This is a genomic window from Streptomyces sp. NPDC051214 (assembly GCF_040682375.1).
Lineage (GTDB): Bacteria > Actinomycetota > Actinomycetes > Streptomycetales > Streptomycetaceae > Streptomyces.
Window position 1 is genome coordinate 418004 of sequence record NZ_JBFBAT010000002.1, and the last position, 16379, is coordinate 434382.

Sequence of the window (16379 nt, forward strand, 5' to 3'; positions counted from 1 at the left end):
ACCGCGATCTGCGCGATTACCCGGTGCGGGGTGCGCCGCATGATCGACGTTCTGGTGGCGGGAGCGGGTATCGGCGGGCTCACCACCGCGCTCAGCCTGCACGCGGCGGGCATCGGGGTACGGGTCATCGACGCGGTGGACGCGCTGCGGCCCGTCGGCGTCGGCATCAACCTCCTGCCGCACGCGGTGCGGGAGTTGACGGAGCTCGGCCTCGGCGCCGAGCTGGCGGCCACCGCCGTGCCGACCGCCGAGACGATCCACTTCGACCGGCACGGCAACTACATCTGGGGCGAGCCGCTCGGCCTCGCGCGCGGCCACCACTGGCCGCAGTACTCCCTGCACCGCGGGGCCCTGCAGCTGATCCTCCTCGACGCGGTGCGCGACCGCCTCGGCGACAACGCCGTCCAGACCGGTATCGCCTTCGTGCGGTACGCGGAGCCGGAGGGGTCGGGGGCGCTGCGGGTGACCCTGCGGGACGTGCGGCGCGGGCGGGAGTTCGCGGTGCCCGTACGGGCCCTGGTCGGCGCCGACGGCCTGTACTCGGCGGTACGGGCCCGGCTGCACCCCGGGGAGGGGCCGCCGCTGTGGAACGGCATCCGGATGTGGCGGGGCGTCACCGAGTGGGACCCGGTGCTCGGCGGCCGGGCGATGGCGTTCGCGGGCAGCAACGCGACCGCGAAGCTCGTCGTGTACCCGATCTCGCGGGAGGCGGAGACGCGGGGGCGTGCGCTGCTCAACTGGGTGGCCGAGGTGCGTTTTCCGGTCCATCACCACGGGTCGCCAGGACCGGTGGACTGGAACCGCTCGGGACGCCTCTCCGACGTCCTGCCGCACTTCTCCGGATGGCGGATCGGGGACCTGGACGTGCCCGCGCTCCTCGCGGCGACCGGGTCGACGGCGCGGATCCTCGAGTACCCGATGGTGGACCGCGACCCGCTGCCCTGGTGGGGGCGCGGGTCCGTGACCCTGCTGGGCGACGCGGCCCATCCGATGTACCCGGTGGGGTCGAGCGGGGGCTCGGAGGCGGTGCTTGACGCGCGGGCGCTTGCGCGGTGCGTGGCCCTTGCCGGGGGGGACCGGGTGGCGGGCCTCCGCGCCTACGAGGCGGAGAGGTGGGCCCCCGCCAACGCGGTGGCGCTCGCCAATCGGGCGATGCCGGTGGACGAGGTCCTCCGGGCGGTGGCTGAGCGGGCTCCGGAGGGGTTCGCTCGGGTGGAGGACGTGTTGACGGGGGAGGAGTTGGCGGGGTTGGGGGAGGGGTATCGGCGTATGCGGGGGGCTTGGTAGCGGTTTTTCCCTTCCCCAACCCCGCCCCTTCCCACAAACCCGCTCGGCGCGGGGGCCTTGCTTGCCGTCATCACCGGCTTCGCCGAGTTCGTCCTCAATCGCCGGACGGGCTGAGATTTCCCCGGCCGGGGAAATCTTTCAGCCGTCCGGCGATTGAGGACGCCCCCGCGCAGCGGGTTTTTGGGAAGGGGTGGGGTTGGGGAAACATAACGTCTGAAATCCGCCAGCCCCCACCCACCCCCACGCGCGACCCTCAACCCATGACCGCAACGACCTACGCCCCCCTCCCGATCGCCCCCACCGCCCTCAAAGAACTCCGTACCACCGACGACGCCGGGCGCCCCTGCCTCCCGTACGTGGACGAGGAGGGAGGCGACCCCCTCCGCTGCTGTCTCCGCCCCGTCGCCCCCGGCGAGAACATCGCCCTCGTCTCGTACGCACCCCTGCGCCGCTGGGCAGCGGAGACCGGCGTCAACCCCGGTGCCTACGACGAGCAGGGCCCCGTCTTCATCCACGCGCAGGAGTGCGAGGGCCCGGCGGCGGACAGTGCCGCGTACCCCTTCGCCCGCCCCGGAGCCCTCCGCACCCTCCGCCGCTACAACGCCGACGGCCGCATCGTCGGTGGCCGCCTGATGGAGATACCGGACCCGGCGACGCACGGCTTCGACGCCGCCTTCGCGGAGGCCTTCGCCGACCCGGAGGTCGCCCTCGTGCACGTCAGAGCCGTGGAGTACGGCTGCTTCCACTTCGAGGTCCGCCGGCCCTAGGGGCGAAGAGTCCTCAGGAGATCTCCCCCAACGCCCGCGCGAACGCCCGCACCCGCTCCGTCTCCGCGTCCCCGCGCCACACCATCCCGAGGACGGAGTCGGGCACCCCCTCCACCGGCACGAACGTGACGTCACGCCGGCCGTGGTACTCCGCCGTGGGGCGGCACAGCAGCATCGCCCCGCGCTCGGCCGCCACCAGCGTCAGCCCCTCCTGGAGGGTGCGCACCTCCGGTGCCGAAACGGAGGACGGAGCCTGTGCCGCCCGCCAGTACGCGGGCGCCGGGGCCGCCGCCGAGATCAGCGGGGTCCCGGTCAGCTCGGCGGCCCGCAGCGACGCGCGGCCCGCGAAGGGATGGCGTACCGACACCGCGACCGTCTGCTGCTGGCGGGAGAAGAGCGGGCCGAGCACCAGGTCGGGCTCCTCGACGGGCAGCAGCACGATCGCCGTGTCCACGTCCCCGTGCCGCACCGCCCCGAAGGGGTCGGAGAACGGGATCTCCACGATCTCCGTCACGCAGCCGGGATGCCGCTCCTGGAAGTCGGCGATCGCCCGCATCAGCCGGGCGTCCGCCGTCCCCTGGAAGCCGATCCGCAGCCGCCCGCTGACCCCGCGCGCCGACTCCCGCGCCGCGTCCACCGTGGCGCTCAACGCCTCGTACGCCGGGCGCAGTTCGGCGAGGAAGCGCTCACCCGCCGGAGTCAGCCGCACCCGCCGGCTCGACCGCTCCACGAGCCGGGTGCCGATCCGCCGCTCCAGATCCCGCAGGAGCTGGCTGACGCGGCTCTGCGAGACGTAGAGCCGCTCGCCCGCACGGCCGAAGTGCAGCTCGTCGGCGAGCGCGATGAAGCACTCCAGCTCCCGTGTCTCCAGCACCGGCACCCACACCCCCCTCATCGATGAGCCTCGCTCATTCAAGGATGAGATCTTCGCCGTTGTTCCCGGCAGGGCCCCGGGCGAAGGCTTGACCTCATGAAAGCCACCTCGACCACACGCCCCGAACCCGCCCGGCCGCAGGGTTCTTTGCCCCTCTCCGTCCTCACCGTCGCCGCCACCACCTTCTCCGTCGTCACCACGGAGATGCTGCCGGTCGGCCTCCTCACCTCGCTCTCCTCGGGGCTCGGCGTCTCCGACGGGACCGCGGGCCTGACCGTCACGCTGCCCGGCGTGGTCGCGGCGCTCGCCGCCCTGCTGCTGCCCGTCGCCGTGCGGCGCGCCGACCGGCGGACGGTGCTGTGCGTCCTGATGGTGCTGCTCGCCGCCGCCAACCTCCTCTCCGCGCTCGCGCCCGCCTTCGGCGTGCTGCTCGCCGCACGGGTCCTCGTGGGGGTCTGCATCGGAGGCGTGTGGGCGATCGCGGCCGGGCTCGGCGTACGGCTGGTACGCGAGGAGGCCGCGGGGCGGGCCACCACGGTGATCTTCAGCGGGATCGCCGTGGCGTCCGTGCTCGGTGTCCCCGCCGGTACGTTCCTCGGTGAACTCGCGGGCTGGCGCTGGGCGTTCGCGGTGATGGGCGCCTTCGCGCTCGCGGTCGCCGGGCTGCTCGCGGCGGTGCTGCCGCCGCTGCCCGCGTCGGCGGCGGTACGGCTGGGCACGTTCCCCGGGCTGCTGCGCGGCCCACGGCTGCGGGCGGGGCTCCTGGTGGTGCTGCTCCTGGTGACCGGGCACTTCGCCGCGTACACCTACGTACGTCCCGTCCTCGAACGGGTGCCCGACCTCGGCGCCGGGCTGGTCAGCGGGCTGCTCCTCGTCTACGGGATCGCGGGCATCGCCGGCAACTTCGCGGGCGGCGCGCTCGCCGCCCGCGACCCGCGTAGGGCGCTGCTGGCCATCTCCGCGGGACTCGCCGCCGTCATCCTGCTGCTCGGGCCCGCGGGCGGCTCGCTGCTCGCCTCGGTGGCGCTGCTCGTCGGGTGGGGCCTGGCCTACGGCGGGGTCTCCGTCTCCACACAGCAGTGGATCCTGGCCGCGGCGCCCCGCGCCCGCGAGGCGGCGTCGGCGCTCTTCGCCGGAGTGTTCAACGCGGCGATCGCCCTGGGCGCGCTGACCGGCGGCCTGGTCGCGGACGGCCTCGGGACGACGGACGTGCTGTGGCTCGGGGGCGGACTCGCGGCGCTCGCGCTGCTCGTCGTGGCGTCCGCGGGTCGTGGCACGCGCGAAGGGGCGGGCACCGACCAGAAGTCGGTGCCCGCCCCCGACGGCGTACGGGACGGGAAGGGCGTCAGCCCTTGAGCTCGGCCGCCACCAGCTCCGCGATCTGCACCGCGTTCAGCGCGGCGCCCTTGCGGAGGTTGTCGTCGGAGATGAAGAAGGCCAGGCCGTTCTCCACCGTCTCGTCATTGCGGATACGGCCCACGAAGGCGTCGTCCTTGCCCGCGGCGACCAGCGGGGTCGGGACGTCGGTGAGGACGACGCCCTCGGCCTTCGCGAGGATCTCGGTGGCGCGCTCGGGGCTCAGCGGACGCTCGAAGCGGGCGTTGACCTGCAGGGAGTGCCCGGTGAAGACCGGCACGCGGACGCAGGTGCCGGAGACCTTGAGGCCGGGGACCTCGAGGATCTTGCGGGATTCGTTGCGGAGCTTCTGCTCCTCGTCGGTCTCGTTCAGGCCGTCGTCGACGATGGAACCGGCCATCGGCAGGACGTTGTACGCGATCGGCGCGACGTACTTGTTCGGGGCGGGGAACTCCGTCGCCGAACCGTCGTGCGTGAGCTTGGGGCCGTCGTCGCCGACCTTCTTGACCTGGTCGAACAGCTCGTCGACACCGGCGAGACCCGAGCCGGAGACGGCCTGGTAGGTCGCCACGACGAGCGCGGTGAGCTTGGCCTCCAGGTGCAGCGGCTTCAGGACCGGCATCGCGGCCATCGTCGTGCAGTTCGGGTTGGCGATGATGCCCTTGGGGCGGTTCTTGATCGCGTGCGGGTTGACCTCGGAGACGACGAGGGGGACCTCGGGGTCCATCCGCCAGGCCGAGGAGTTGTCGATCACGACGGGGCCCTGCGAGGCGACCTTCTCGGCCAGCGCCTTGGAGGTCGCGCCGCCCGCCGAGAACAGGACGATGTCGAGGCCGCTGTAGTCGGCCGTGGAGGCGTCCTCGACCGTGACACCGTCGAGCTGCGAACCGGCCGAGCGGGCCGAGGCGAACAGACGCAGCTCGTCCACCGGGAAGTCCCGCTCGACGAGGATCTTGCGCATGACCGTGCCGACCTGACCGGTGGCTCCGACGATTCCGACCTTCACAGGGACTTCCTCCGTATGTGCATGGGCATAGGCATTGGCCTGTGCGTTCCATCATGCGTCTGTCCACGGCCGCCTTGTCCAATCCATTGTCCGAAGTTCGGGATGTCACATTCCCGCGGCCCCGCGCCGAACGTTTCGGCCGCTCCCGGCGTCCTAGGGGAAACGTGGGGACGGGAGGGTGTCTTGCTGCGCGGAAAAACGCGACGGGACCGGCGGGAGAGGGCCGATCCGCTCGACGCGGCCCAGGAGGACCGGGTGCGGGCGGTGCTCGCGCTCGGCGGTGTGCCGCACGCGGATCTGCCCGACGGCGTCCAGCAGGTCAGGCTCAAGCTCCTGGAGCGGGCGGCGGACGGGCGGGACGCGCCGCGCGACGTGTCGGCGTGGGCGGCGGTGGTCGCCTCCAACCTCGCCATGGACTGGCACCGGGCGCGCCGCAGGCAGGAGCGGCTCGGTGAGCGGCTCGCGGTGCTGTGGCGGGAGGCGACGGACGAGGACGGGGCGGAGTCACGGGCGCTCTCGATGGCCGTGACCCAGGGCCTCGACGCGCTGCCCGCCACCCAGCGGCAGGTCGTCGTGCTGCGTTTCTACGCCGATCTGCCGGTCCGGGCGATAGCGGACGAACTGGGCATTCCGGAGGGCACGGTCAAGAGCAGGCTGCACACGGCGGTACGGGTCCTGCGGACGCGGCTGCACGAGGGCGAGGTGGTGTGAGGGTGTCCAAGGACGCGTACGACGGTGAGTACGACGCGCTGATGCCGGCCCTTACGGACGAGCCCGTGCCCGGCGGCGCGGATGCCGACCCCGAGCGCGCGGCCGAGCGTGCCGCGGCTCTGGCGGACGTCGCACTGCTGCGGGAGCACATCGGCCTGGTCGGCCGCGCGCTCGCGGCTCCCGAAGCGGAGCCGGCGGCGAAACGGGAATCGGTGCCCGAACCGGACCGGCCGGCGGCGGTGCGCCCCGCGGGGCTCCGGCGGCGGCGCCTCACGATGGCGCTGGGCCTCGCCGCGGCCGCGGCGGCCGTCTCGCTGGTCGGCGGGGCCGCCTGGCTCGCGATCGAGAGCGGAAGCGGGATGAACAAGGGCGACGCCGACTCCGGAGCCGGTGCGGCGAAGGGGGCGGCGCCGGAGGCCGGGGACGAGGACAGGGCGGGGAGCGCGGACCAGAAGTCCGGGTACTACGTGCCCTGCGCCCGGCTCATCGTCGAGGGCACGGTGAAGCGGGTCGAGCCGGTCCCCGGCGGCGTCCAGGACCGGATCGTCCTGGACGTGACCCGCTACTACAAGCCGAGCCGGGGGGCCGGGCAGGTCACGTTCGTGATGGACGTGGACGTGGACCCGCGTCTGCGGCCCGGCGACCGGGCCCTGATCGGCATCCCGAAGGGGGAGGCGTCGCCGGACATCTGGTCCGACAAGAAGGCGGACATCGCCAGGGACCGGGCCTGGATCGAGCGCGAGCTGCGCCAGGAGAAGGGCCGGGACAAGGGCAAGGAGATGACGTGCTGAGCGGGGGCTGAAGACGCCGGACACGCACGTCGGCCGGGCCGGAGAGCTCCGGCCCGGCCGACGTTCTCGGCGAGAAGGGACCGCTACGGGGTGACCTTCTCGATGAGCACGCTGCCGGTACCCGCGACCGTGCCGCGCCCGTTCAGGAGAGACACCTCGCCGAACAGCTGACGCCCCTCGGCCGCGGGCGCGTCCGCCGCGACCTCGGCGGACACCTGCGCCGACGCGCCGTTCGCCAGCTTCACCGGCGCCGACTCGTCGACCTTCACCGAGCCGAGCGCGCCCGAGAAGAAGACGTCACGGTAGTCGTACGCGGTGGTGCCGGACGGGATCGAGTAACCGTCCACCTTGATCTCGTACGTGCCCGCCGCGGGCTTGTTGATGCTGACCGACTCCTCGGAGTCACCGTCCGCCGACGAACCGACGACCACGCCGCCCTTGGAGACCGACAGGTCGAGGTCGGCGGCGGTGTCCGCGGGCGAACCGATGGCGACGTCGAGCCGCTCCGCGCCCTCGGGCACGACCACGGTCGTCGTCTGCGTCTCACCCTGCTTGATCGACGGCTTCGCCGCCTTCGCGGAGCCGAGCGATCCGCCCTTCAACTTGCCGTCCACCGCGGCGAAGTCGTTGGTGACCTTCCAGGAGACGGGCGCCGGAGTACCGACCTTCGCCTCGGGCACGGTCTGCACGGCGGGGTCGAAGGCGACACCCAGCGCGGAGACGTCCAGCTTGTAGGGGTTGTCCAGGAGCGGGGACGTCCTGCGCGACTCGACCTCGATCTCCCACACGCCCGGCTGCGGCTCGGGGTACGAACGCAGGTCGGGGCGGCAGGTGTTGGCCGGGTTGTCGTAGTTGGCGTAGCAGGTCAGCGACGACGTCGAGTCGACCGGGACACCGTAGGGGTGCACCGCGATGAACCGCGTCTGGCTCTTGCCCTGCAGACCGCCGAGCGCCACCTCGAGGGACTTGGCGCCCTTGGGGACCGTCACGAAGTACGACTCGGTGCTGTTGCGCTGCACGGAGTCGGACGCCGAGAAGGTGAAGGCGGGCTTGGCGAGCGGCTTCGAGACGACGACCGTCGACATGATCTGCTGGTCGATGCCCTCGGAGCGCTCGTCGTCGACGGTCAGGATCGCGCTGTGCAGACCGGCGGACTTGGCCTTCGCCTGCACCTTGACGGTGACCGGCTTGTTCAGGGGCAGCGTCACCGCGCCCTTGCCGAGCAGCTCGAAGGTGCGCTCGTGGTTGTTGACCAGGTCCAGCTCGTGGCGGATGCCGCGGTCCGGGCCCGAGGTGCGGGTGATCGTGACGTCGTACGTCCGCTTCTGGCCGGTCTTCAGGCCGCCCTCACGGTCGTAGATGCCGGTGCCGGGCTTCTTCAGCTCCTGCTCCAGGGCGGTGTCGACCGGGGCGCTCACCGTGTACGTGTGCGCCTTCGCGTCGTCCTCGATGGCGTTCCAGGCGTCGACCACGTTGATCAGGCCGGTGCCCTGCGCGTACGCCTGCTCGCCGCTGATGCGGTCCGCGGTCGAGGTCAGCGCCGTGCGCAGCTTCGCCGGGGTCAGGTCGACGTCCTCGCGCTTGGCGGCGGAGAGCAGCAGCGCCGAGGCGCCGGCGGCCTGCGGGGACGCCATCGACGTACCCTGCAACATCGAGTAACCGGCGGGCAGTTGGTAGCCGGCCTCGGCGACCGGGGAGCCCGGCAGCCAGGTCTGCGTGGTGTTGATGGCCGAGCCGGGCGCCGAGATGATCGGCGCGAAGCCGCCGTCCTCACGCGGGCCGCGCGAGGAGAAGGGCATCATCGCGTACTTCTTCTCCACGGCGGAGCCGTAGTTGGCGGCCCAGGTCTCCTTGGAGATGGCGGCGCCGACGGAGATGACCTTGTCCGCGAGGCTGGGGTCGCCGATGGTGTTCGCGCCGGGGCCCGAGTTGCCCGCGGAGATCACCAGCTGCACGCCGTAGGTGTCGATGAGGCGCGTGTAGAGCGCGGCGCGCGCGTTGTTGCCGTCGTTCAGAGCCGGGAGGCCGCCGATCGACATGTTCACGATGTCGACGCCGCGCTTCGTGACGAGGTCGATCATGCCCTCGGTGAGCGCGACGTTGGTGCAGCCGCCGGTCCAGGTGCAGGCGCGCGAGGAGACCAGCTTGGCGCCGGGGGCGGCGCCGTTCATCTTGCCGCCGAACAGGCCGTTGGCCGCGGTGATGCCCGCGACGTGCGTGCCGTGCTCGGACTCGATGACGCCGATGTTGACGAAGTCGGCCTTCTTGCCGACCCAGTCGCCGCCGTACGGGTCGGTCGGGACGTCCTTGCGGATCTCGACGACGAAGGGGACGCGCTCGACGACGTCGGTCGCCGGGTCGTCCTTGCCGAAGTAGGCGACCTGGTGGCCGTCCTTGTACGGCTTCATCGTCTCGTCGTCGGTGAAGTCGTTGTTGTCGTTCAGGTCGACCCGCACGGTGCCGGCCGCCGGGTCGTACAGGACGCCCCAGCTGTCGGTGGTGTCGCCGTCACGGTTGATGTCGCCCTTGGCGTCGCCGCCGGTGGTGGCCGACTCGCGGAAGCGGTTGACCTGGAAGGTGCCCGCGGGGGCCTTCCACGTCTCGCTGTCCCAGGTGAAGACGGGGCCCGTGACGGGGTTGGTCATCCGCCGCCAGGTGCCGTCGGCGTCCACGATCGGGTCGGTCGCGGTCACCCAGTCGGTGATCTTGCGCTCGCCCGTGGTGGTCTTCTGGAGCGCCGGGTGACCCAGGTCGACGCCGGAGTCCAGGATGCCGATGGTGGTGCCGCGGCCGTCCGCCTTCGGGTGCTTCTTCACGAAGTCGACGGCGCCCGTCTCGAAGGACGGGTTGTACGGGTTCTTCGCCGGGGTGTTCTTGCCGGGTCCGGCGTACGTGTCCGCGGCGCCCTCGGCGGCCTTCTTCGCACCCTTGGCGCGGTCCGCGGCGGGCGTCGGGTCGTCCAGTTCGATCTCGTGCCGCAGGTCGATGCCCTGCACGGAGGACAGCTTGCCCGCCGCCTCGATCGCGGCCTCGGCCTTGCCGGTGGGCACGGTGGCGCGTACATAGCCGAGCTTGTCGTACGTCCGGCCGACGGAACCGCCCTTGACGGCGTCGAGCTGGTCGGCGACCTGCTCGGTGGCGCCGGGGGCGGTGGCGACCATCATCGTGACGGTCTTCTCGCCGTCCGCCTGCGCCTCGGCGAGGAGGTCGGCGTCGGCCGAACCCAGCTTCTTCGCGGCGGACTTGGGGGTGGTCTGGCCCCCGGGGTCGCCGGGGCCCCCGTCGGCCGCGAGGGCCATGGGTATGGGCCCGGCGGCGGAGAGCGCGGCGGTGAGGCCGACGGCTATCGCGAGACGGGTCGTGCGTCTAGCACTGGATCTGTGCATCAGCATCCCTGTACGTAAAGGTCGAAAAGGTCCGGAATCCGGAACCGGATGACCGCTCAGCTTTACGTAAGTGACAGCTGTTTGGGGAGAGTTGTCGGGCCACGATCGTCGCGTGACGCAATCCCGCCATGCGCCATCGGCGACATAGCGGGTGATTTCCTCGTGCTCAGGGGGTCACGGGGGTCAGGTCTAGGCCTCGCGACCGCGCGCGTAGTGACGCGAGGCCTTCGCCCGGTTTCCGCAGGCGGCCATGGAGCACCACCGGCGCGTGCCGTTCCGTGACGTGTCGAAGAAGTGCAGGATGCACGCCTCGTGGGCGCAGGGCCTGATCCGGTCCGGCGCGGCGGCGAGCAGCGTCAGATAGTCCCGCGCCGCCAGCCAGGCGGCGCCCCATGCGGGGTCCTTGAACTCGGGCTCCTCGCCCGGCCCGGCGGCGGACAGGGTCGCCCGGATCCGCCCGTGCCCGAGGACCTTGTTGACGCGGGCGATCCCATCGGCGGCGTCCGGGCCGTCCACGACGGCGGAGATCGCTTCGCGCGCCCGCACCACGTTCTGCAACGTGGCCTCGTCCGCGGCGAACCGGTCGTCGAGTCCGTTGGTGGCGAGCCAGACGGTGAGGCCCCCGGTGTCGGCCAGCAGGTCCTGGCGCACGCCGTCCGCCATCCACCGGGTGTTGAGCAGGTCGAGGGAGAGCGGCTCGCCGACGAGCGGGCGGGGGTCGCGGGGCGTGGCGGTCATGGTGACTCCCTTCGAGGCTAACCAGCAAAGAGTACGTGACCGGTTGACGCGTTCGTGCCTAACCACTAACGTCACATTCAACGGTTAGCCCGCGTGGGGCGGGCCACCGTCGACCAGGGGAGAGTCATGACCGCGACCAGCACACTCCGTACCGGCCACGTCGGTCTCAACGTCACGGACATCGAGCGCGCGCTCGCCTTCTACCGCGACGTCATCGGCTACGACGTGCTCGGCGAGGGCAAGGAGGAGGGCCGCAGGTTCGCCTTCCTGGGACAGGACGGAACCCTCGCGCTCACGCTCTGGCAGCAGGCGGACGCGCCGTACGCGTCGGGGAACGCGGGGCTGCACCACCTGGCGATCGAGGTCGGGACGGTCGAGCAGGTCCGCGCGTACGAGAGTGCCCTGCGTGCGTACGGCGTGGAGTTCGCCTACGAAGGGGTCGTGCCGCACGGCGAGGGCGCTTCGTCCGGCGGCATCTTCTTTCACGATCCGGACGGCACTCGCCTGGAAATTTTTTCTGGCGTGGGCGCCTCGGGGGTGGCTCCGGTGGCGGCTGCGCCTACCTGCGGGTTCTTCTAGCCCCTTCTGGACCGGCCGCTTCGCGGCGGAGTGTGGTCGTCTGCGGGCTGTCTCCGACCGGTCGCGCAGTTCCCCGCGCCCCTTCGGGGCGCTCACCCGGCGGAATGCCGGTTTCCGGCCGCGGGTTGTCCGTGGCTGGTCGCGCAGTTCCCCGCGCCCCTTCGGGCGCCGTTCCCCGCGCCCCTTCGGGGCGCTCTCCCGGCAGGAGTGACATGACCCCGAATGCCCCCTACCACCAGGGCTCCCGTGCCGTTCAGGATCTTGTCGGGGTGCGGGAGCTGGCCGACCATGTGGGCCGGTCCATCGGGGACGGCATCCGTCCCGTCGCCGCCGCCTTCCTCGAAATCCAGCCCATGCTGGTGATCGGCGGGGCGGACCCGGCGGGCGCCGTCCGGGCCTCGCTGCTCACCGGCGACCCCGGGTTCGTGCGGGCCACGGGGCCGCGCCAGGTGTCGGTCACGGGCGGCCCGCGCCGCGCCGACCCCCTCGCGGAGGCCCTCGCCCAGGAGGGCACCCCCGTGGGCACGATCGCCCTGGACCCCCGCACCCGGCGCCGCATGCGGCTGAACGGCCGGGCGCGGCCGACCCCCAGGGGCCTGGCGATCGAGGCCGACCAGGTCTTCTCCAACTGCCCGAAGTACATCCAGAAGCGGCAGCTGCTGCCCGGCAGGCGAGAGACGGAACCCGGCGCCCCCACCCGGGGAGCCGCACTCACCCCGGACCAGCGCGCCTTCGTCGCCGCCGCCGACACCTTCTTCCTCGCCACCGTCCACGCGCACGGCGCCGACGCCAGCCACCGGGGCGGCAACCCCGGCTTCGTCCAGGTCCCTTCCCCGCATGAACTCCTCTGGCGGGACTACCCGGGCAACTCCATGTTCCTGTCCCTGGGCAATCTCACCGCCGACCCGCGCGCCGGCCTCCTCTTTCTCGACTGGACGACCGGCACCACGCTCCAGCTCACCGGCACGGCCCGCACCACCCACGCGGACGACGGGTCCCGCACGGTCCGCTTCACCCTCACCGAGGCGGTGGAGACCCCCGGCGCGAGCCCCTGGAGCTGGACCACTCCGGAGTACTCCCCTGCCAATCCCGGCCAAGGGGACTAGCGTCACTCTGTGCACAAAGAGCTCCGGGTGGCGGCCTACGCCGTATGCGTGCAGGACGGGCAGCTGCTCCTCGCTCGCTGGGTGGCGGGCGACGGCAGCAAGCGCTGGACGCTGCCCGGCGGCGGGATGGACCACGGAGAGGACCCGTACGACACGGTGATCCGTGAGGCCGACGAGGAGACGGGGTACGTCATCGAGCCCCGCGCGCTGCTCGGCGTCGACTCGCTGCGCCGCCGCTACCCGCGCAAGCTCGGCGCCGTCGCCGACTTCCACGGCCTGCGGATCGTCTACGAGGCGCGGATCACCGGCGGCGAGCTGCGGCACGAGCAGGACGGCTCCACGGATCTCGCGGCCTGGCACACGCTCGACGCCGTCGCCGGACTCGACCGGGTCGGCCTCGTGGACATCGGGCTCGACCTGTGGCGGACCCGGCCCGCCGACGGCCACCTGGCGGCGCCCTCCTGAGGCTCGCAGTGCCTCCCCTTCCCCGAAAGGTGAACATGGAGTGACCGCCTCCTCTCGCCCCGGAGAGGGGTGGGTGACCGCGGAGGGTTCCGGCTGATCCACGTACGGTGATCGGCGTTGCCCGTTGCGGTCTCGTTAACGTGCAGGTCACCCCGGATGCCAACGATCCAGTACGAGCGGGAAATTCGCCTGGTGCGCAGCTCCCGCGACCACTGCCGACGCGTTCGCAACCGGGGAGACCGCGCCATGCCGCGCATACGCTCTGTCGCCACCGCCGCCCAGTCCACCGCCCACACCGCCCTGTCCGCCGTGGACCGCCGGGCCTTCCTCGCGACCACCGGAGCCGTCTCCCTCTCCGCGGGCATCGGCTACGCCCTGCGGCCCGGCACCAGCCATGCCGCCCCGAGCAGACCCGCGCCCGTCGCACTCTCCCGGCAGGCGCCCGCCGCGCCCCTGATGCCCTACCGGGGCGGCACCACGCTGGCCGCCGTCGCCGCCCCGCGCGGCACCTCCGGCTACCGGCGGCTCGGCGACGGGCCCGCCTGGGGCCGGGTGGTCCGCGGTGACCTGGCCGCCGCCAAGAACGGCCGCGAGGGGCGGCGCACCCCGCTCGCCGCGTTCGTCCAGTTCACCGACCTGCACCTGGTCGACGTGCAGCATCCGCTGCGGTACGAGTATCTGCGCGCCCAGACGGCGAGCGCCTGGCGCCCGCAGGAGGCCCTCTCCGTGGCCGGCGCGGTCGCGCTCGTCGAACGGGTCAACGCGCTGCGCGGCGCGCCCGCCACCGGATCGCCCCTGCACTGCGTGGTCACGACGGGCGACAACACGGACAACAACTCCCGCTCCGAGCTCGACTGGTTCCTCACGGCCATGAGCGGCGGCCGCATCAACCCCAACACCGGTGACCCGCGCCGCTACGAAGGCGTCCAGGACAGCGGCCTGAAGCTGTACTGGCACCCGGACGACGACCTGCGCGACTCCGACAAGGCCCTCGGCTTCCCGCGGGTCGACGGCTTCCTCGACGCCGCGCTCCGCGAGGTCAACAGCCCCGGCCTCGGCCTCCCTTGGTACTCAACCGTCGGCAACCACGACGCGCTGCCCGGTGGCTGCTGGGGGCCCGGCGACTCGTACTTCTCCGAATTCGCCGTCGGGGGCCGCAAGTTGATGTCCCTGGACGAGTCGCGTGGCGCCGCCCTGTGGAAAGCCGTCAAGAAGGGCCGCGATCCCAAGGGCGCGCAGTTCAAGGAGCTCCTGAAGAGCGAGGCGCGCCGGATGCGCTCGGTCACCCCGGACGAGAGCCGCGCGCCCTTCACCCCCGCCGAGTACGTCCAGGCCCACCTCGATCCGGCGTACAAGGGACACGGGCCCGCCGGCCACGGGTACACGCAGGAGAACCTCGACGCGGGCACGCAGTACTACTCCTTCCGCATCAGCGACGACGTACTCGGCATCAGCCTGGACTCGACGGACCCCGGCGGCCACTACGAGGGCTCGCTCGGCACGTCTCAGATGGAGTGGCTCGAGCGGGAGTTGAAGGCGAACGAGGAGAAGGACGGCGGCGGGTCGTACGTCATCGTCTTCAGCCACCACACCAGCCGCACCATGCGCAATCTGCGCCAGGACCCGGCCCGCCCGCGCGAGGGCAGGCACGGCGGAGACGAGATCATCGCCGTGCTCGCCCGCCACCGTTCGGTCCTTGCCTGGGTCAACGGACACAGCCACAAGAACGACATCACCGCGCGCGAGACCCCGGACGGCTCCTTCTGGGAGATCTCCACGGCCTCGCACATCGATTTCCCGCAGCTGGCCCGCGTCGTGGAGCTGAGCGACAACCACGACGGCACGATCTCCCTCTTCACCACCCTCATCGAGTCCTCGGCCCCGCACCGCACGGATTACGCCGATCTCTCCCAGACCGGACTCGCCGCGCTCTACCGCGAGCTGTCCTTCAACGCCCCTGGTGCCAAGCCCGCGCTCGGCGGTGAGCCGGGCGACCGGAACACGGAACTCATCCTCAAGAAGGGCTGAAACCAGCTCAACCCGCGTGTGTCGGTCAACCTCCTCACCCGGCCCACGAGTCCCTCCGGCCGTCCGAACGGCGTGAACAGAGCCGTGAACAGATGGGGGAGACATGTCAGCAGCACGCAGGAGAGGGCTCACGGGCGTGGCGGCGGGGGTGGCCATGGCCGTCGCGGCGGGCGCGTTCGCGGCGCCCGCTCTCGCCGGGGCGTCCGGCGGCGGGCACGGCGGTGGCCACGGCGACCGGCACCGGGCGACGCAGAAGGCGATGGAGGCGGCGGTCGACGCGAATGCCCCCGGCGTGACCGCGCAGGTCAGGGACAAGCACGGGACTTGGAACTCGGCCGCGGGCATCGGCGACCTGCGACGGCAGAGCCCGCGCGGTGCCCACGACCGCTACCGCGTCGGCAGCATCACCAAGACGTTCGTCTCGACGGTGATGCTCCAGCTGGTGGCCGAGGGAGAGCTGAGCCTGGACGACAAGGTGGGCCGGTGGCTGCCGGGCGTGGTCGAGGGCAACGGACACGACGGCGACGCCATCACGGTGCGCCAACTCCTCAACCACACGAGCGGCATCTACGACGTACTGACCGACCCCGGCTACCAGGAGAAGATGTTCACCGAGAAGTTCCTCGAACACCGCTACGACACCTGGACCCCGGAGCAGCAGGTCGCCATCGCCATGCGCCACGAGCCGGACTTCGACCCGGGCAAGGGCTGGAACTACTCCAACACCAACTACATCCTCGCCGGCATGATCATCAAGAAGGTCACCGGGACGTCGTACGCGCACGAGATCAGGCGCCGCATCATCGAGCCGCTCGGCCTGGACGCCACCAGCGTGCCGAAGACGGACCCCTCGCTGCCGCAACCGAGTTCGCGGGCGTACATGAAGCTGAAGGCCCCGGACGCCAGGCTCCACGACGTGACGGAGCTCAATCCGACCATGGCGGGCTCGTCGGGCGGGATGATCTCCGACGCGGACGACCTGAACCGCTTCTACACGGCCCTGCTGCGCGGCAGGCTGCTGCCGAAGAAGCAGCTCGCCGAGATGAAGACGACCGTCCCGCAGGACCCGGACAAGCCCGAAGGCGACGGGTACGGGCTCGGCCTGGTGAGCCGCGAGACTCCCTGCGGCACCGTGCTCTGGGGCAACGGCGGCGATGTCCAGGGCTCGACGTCGATGACGCTGGTGACCGAGCGCGGCGGCCACGCGCTCTCGGCGAACTTCAACAGCCTAGACGGGGACCTGTTCGCCGTCCGGGACGCGGAGTTCTGCGGCAGGTGACGTGGT

At 71.9% G+C, this 16379-nt stretch carries 14 protein-coding genes; 10 read left to right on the forward strand and 4 right to left on the reverse strand.

Annotated features, from left to right (window positions below; all coding sequences use genetic code 11):
- The first annotated feature begins 39 nt into the window (after positions 1-39).
- Together AB0M70_RS06280 and AB0M70_RS06285 are read left to right on the forward strand one after the other, a co-directional pair.
- Positions 40-1287, forward strand: coding sequence for a flavin-dependent oxidoreductase (locus AB0M70_RS06280; RefSeq protein ID WP_365816907.1), 1248 nt, complete (start codon positions 40-42; stop codon positions 1285-1287).
- A gap of 260 nt (positions 1288-1547) precedes the next feature.
- Complete coding sequence (locus tag AB0M70_RS06285) at positions 1548-2054, forward strand: DUF1203 domain-containing protein (protein WP_365816909.1); 507 nt, start codon at positions 1548-1550, stop codon at positions 2052-2054.
- Between the two features lie 13 nt (positions 2055-2067).
- Here the strand turns inward: AB0M70_RS06285 and AB0M70_RS06290 are convergent, their stop codons facing one another.
- Positions 2068-2934: a LysR family transcriptional regulator gene (locus AB0M70_RS06290; protein WP_365816911.1), complete on the reverse strand. Its 867-nt coding sequence runs from the start codon at positions 2932-2934 to the stop codon at positions 2068-2070.
- Positions 2935-3024: 90 nt separating this feature from the next.
- On the opposite strand from AB0M70_RS06290, the gene AB0M70_RS06295 reads away from it, so the two are divergent.
- A complete protein-coding gene (locus AB0M70_RS06295; RefSeq protein WP_365816913.1) occupies positions 3025-4284 on the forward strand; it encodes an MFS transporter in 1260 nt (419 codons plus the stop codon).
- Here the strand turns inward: AB0M70_RS06295 and AB0M70_RS06300 are convergent.
- Positions 4274-5290, reverse strand: coding sequence for an aspartate-semialdehyde dehydrogenase (locus AB0M70_RS06300; protein ID WP_365816915.1), 1017 nt, complete (start codon positions 5288-5290; stop codon positions 4274-4276). The genes AB0M70_RS06295 and AB0M70_RS06300 overlap by 11 nt on opposite strands.
- Positions 5291-5473: 183 nt before the next feature.
- Here AB0M70_RS06300 and AB0M70_RS06305 point away from each other — a divergent pair, with 183 nt between their 5' ends.
- A complete protein-coding gene (locus AB0M70_RS06305) occupies positions 5474-6001 on the forward strand; it encodes a sigma-70 family RNA polymerase sigma factor (protein WP_344519987.1) in 528 nt (175 codons plus the stop codon).
- Positions 6002-6003: 2 nt separating this feature from the next.
- The gene (locus tag AB0M70_RS06310; protein ID WP_365816917.1) at positions 6004-6792 is read left to right on the forward strand and encodes a hypothetical protein; all 789 of its coding nucleotides are present in this window, start codon (positions 6004-6006) and stop codon (positions 6790-6792) included.
- Positions 6793-6875: 83 nt separating this feature from the next.
- Here the strand turns inward: AB0M70_RS06310 and AB0M70_RS06315 are convergent, their stop codons facing one another.
- Positions 6876-10184 carry a S8 family serine peptidase gene (locus AB0M70_RS06315; protein ID WP_365816919.1) on the reverse strand — a complete coding sequence of 1103 codons (3309 nt, stop codon included), beginning with the start codon at positions 10182-10184 and terminating at the stop codon, positions 6876-6878.
- A gap of 183 nt (positions 10185-10367) precedes the next feature.
- The gene (locus AB0M70_RS06320; RefSeq protein ID WP_365816921.1) at positions 10368-10916 is read right to left on the reverse strand and encodes a CGNR zinc finger domain-containing protein; all 549 of its coding nucleotides are present in this window, start codon (positions 10914-10916) and stop codon (positions 10368-10370) included.
- A 126-nt stretch (positions 10917-11042) separates the two neighbouring features.
- Between AB0M70_RS06320 and AB0M70_RS06325 the strand changes: the two genes are divergently transcribed.
- From AB0M70_RS06325 to AB0M70_RS06345, 5 genes are all read left to right on the forward strand, one after another.
- Entirely contained in the window at positions 11043-11495 is a 453-nt protein-coding gene (locus AB0M70_RS06325; RefSeq protein WP_365816924.1) for a VOC family protein, read from the forward strand.
- A gap of 212 nt (positions 11496-11707) precedes the next feature.
- Positions 11708-12601, forward strand: a complete 894-nt coding sequence (locus AB0M70_RS06330) for a pyridoxamine 5'-phosphate oxidase family protein (RefSeq protein ID WP_365816926.1) — start codon at positions 11708-11710, stop codon at positions 12599-12601.
- Positions 12602-12610: 9 nt separating this feature from the next.
- On the forward strand, positions 12611-13066 hold the full coding sequence (locus tag AB0M70_RS06335) for an NUDIX hydrolase (protein WP_365816928.1): 456 nt from the start codon (positions 12611-12613) through the stop codon (positions 13064-13066).
- A 246-nt stretch (positions 13067-13312) separates the two neighbouring features.
- Positions 13313-15094: a TIGR03767 family metallophosphoesterase gene (locus AB0M70_RS06340; RefSeq protein ID WP_365816930.1), complete on the forward strand. Its 1782-nt coding sequence runs from the start codon at positions 13313-13315 to the stop codon at positions 15092-15094.
- Positions 15095-15197: 103 nt separating this feature from the next.
- Entirely contained in the window at positions 15198-16373 is a 1176-nt protein-coding gene (locus AB0M70_RS06345) for a serine hydrolase domain-containing protein (protein WP_365816932.1), read from the forward strand.
- Positions 16374-16379: the final 6 nt, after the last annotated feature.